Genomic DNA, 2034 nt, shown 5'->3' with positions numbered 1-2034 from the left:
GGCTCGCGGGCTATGGCATCAGGCGCTCCTTCGAGGACGTGCTGCGCGACGAGAAACCGGACGTCGCCGCCATCGCTACTTATTCCGACAGCCACGCCGACTATGCGGTGCGGGCGTTCGAGGCCGGCTGCCATGTCTTCGTCGAGAAGCCGCTGGCGACCACGGTGGCGGACGCCAGGCGCGTCGTCGATGCCGCCAAGGCCAACGGCAGGAAGCTGGTGATCGGCTATATCCTGCGCCACCATCCGTCCTGGATGCGGCTGATCGCCGAGGCGCGCAAGCTCGGCGGGCCATATGTGTTCCGCATGAACCTCAACCAGCAGTCCTCCGGCCACAGCTGGGAAACGCACAAGCAGCTGATGCGGACCACCTCGCCGATCGTCGATTGCGGCGTGCATTATCTCGACGTGATGCTGCAGATCACCGACGCCAGTCCGGTCGAGGTGCGCGGCATGGGCGTGCGGCTCAGCGATGAAGTGGCGCCCTCGATGTATAATTACGGCCAACTGCAGGTGCTGTTCGAAGACGGCTCGGTCGGCTGGTACGAGGCCGGCTGGGGACCGATGGTTTCGGAGACCGCCTTCTTCGTGAAGGACGTGATGTCGCCCAAAGGCTCTGTGTCGATCGTCATGAAGGAGGGCGTTAAGTCCGACGACATCGACACACACACCAAGACGTCGACCATCCGCCTGCACAGCGCCGCGACCGGGCCGGACGGAAAGTTCATCAAAGAGGACGAACTGCTGTCGATGGAAGGCGAGCCGGGGCACCAGGAACTCTGCGATCTTGAACAAGCCTTCCTGCTCAAGGCCATCCGCGAGGACATCGACCTGACCCGCCACATGGAGGACGCGGTGAAGTCGCTCGCCGTCTGCCTCGCCGCCGACCAGAGCGTGCGCACCGGCGCGCCAATCAAACTCTAGAACAAGGACGAAGCCGTGGGCTCGCTGAACATCGAGAACGTGAAGAAGGCATTCGGGCCGGTCGAGGTGCTGAAGGGCATCGACCTCGAGGTCAATGACGGCGAATTCGTCGTCTTCGTCGGCCCGTCCGGCTGCGGAAAGTCGACGCTGCTGCGCGTGATCGCAGGGCTAGAGGATTCGACCTCCGGGCGGGTGGTGATCGACGGCGACGACGTCTCCGTCACGCCGCCCGCAAAACGCGGCATCGCCATGGTGTTCCAGACCTACGCGCTCTATCCGCATCTGACGGTGAAGAACAATATGGGGCTCGGCCTGAAACAGGCCGGCACGCCTTCGGCCGAGATCGAGCGCCGCATCAAGATAGCTTCCGCGATGCTGTCGCTCGAGCCCTATCTCGAGCGGCGGCCGGCGGAGCTGTCGGGCGGGCAGCGCCAGCGCGTCGCGATCGGCCGCGCCGTGGTGCGCGAGCCGAAGCTGTTCCTGTTCGACGAGCCGCTGTCCAATCTCGACGCGGCGCTGCGCGTCAACACCAGGCTGGAGATCGCGCAGCTGCACCGGCGGCTAAAGGCAACGATGATCTACGTCACGCACGACCAGGTCGAAGCGATGACGCTGGCCGACAAGATCGTCGTGCTCAATGCCGGCCGCATCGAGCAGATCGGCAGCCCGATGGAGCTCTACAATGCGCCGGCCAATGAATTCGTCGCCGGCTTCATCGGCTCGCCGAAGATGAATTTCATCGACGGCGCCAAGCTTGGCGAGACGGCGAAGACCGTCGGCGTGCGCCCGGAACATCTGACGGTCGATGCAAAATCCGGCGCCTGGAAAGGCACGGTGGTGCATGCCGAGCATCTCGGCGCCGACACCAATCTCTATCTCGACTGCGAGAAGGCCGGGCTGCTCACCGTGCGGATCTTCGGCGTCTACAATGCCGAACCGGGCGCGACGCTCTATGCAACGCCGGATCCGGCGAAGACGTATCGGTTCGGGGCAGATGGAAGGGTGTTGAAGTAGCGCCGGCCTCCCCTTCTCCCCTTGCGGGAGAAGGTGGATCGGGGGCGCAGCGCCGAGACGGATGAGGGGTGCTCCAGCGGAGTGCGACGCTTACTTC

At 64.4% G+C, this 2034-nt stretch carries 2 protein-coding genes; both read left to right on the top strand.

The annotated features are described in order from the left end of the window. The coding region (locus tag EOA60_RS30585) for a Gfo/Idh/MocA family oxidoreductase (RefSeq protein WP_164899670.1) at positions 1-923 on the top strand (923 nt) is incomplete at its 5' end. Between the two features lie 15 nt (positions 924-938). Continuing rightward, positions 939-1937: an ABC transporter ATP-binding protein gene (locus EOA60_RS30580; protein WP_066996130.1), complete on the top strand. Its 999-nt coding sequence runs from the start codon at positions 939-941 to the stop codon at positions 1935-1937. Positions 1938-2034: the final 97 nt, after the last annotated feature.

This window comes from Mesorhizobium sp. M1A.F.Ca.IN.020.06.1.1, from assembly GCF_004023265.1.
Lineage (GTDB): Bacteria > Pseudomonadota > Alphaproteobacteria > Rhizobiales > Rhizobiaceae > Mesorhizobium.
The sequence above is the reverse complement of the archived record's forward strand: the minus strand, read 5'-3'. Positions and strand labels throughout refer to the sequence as shown.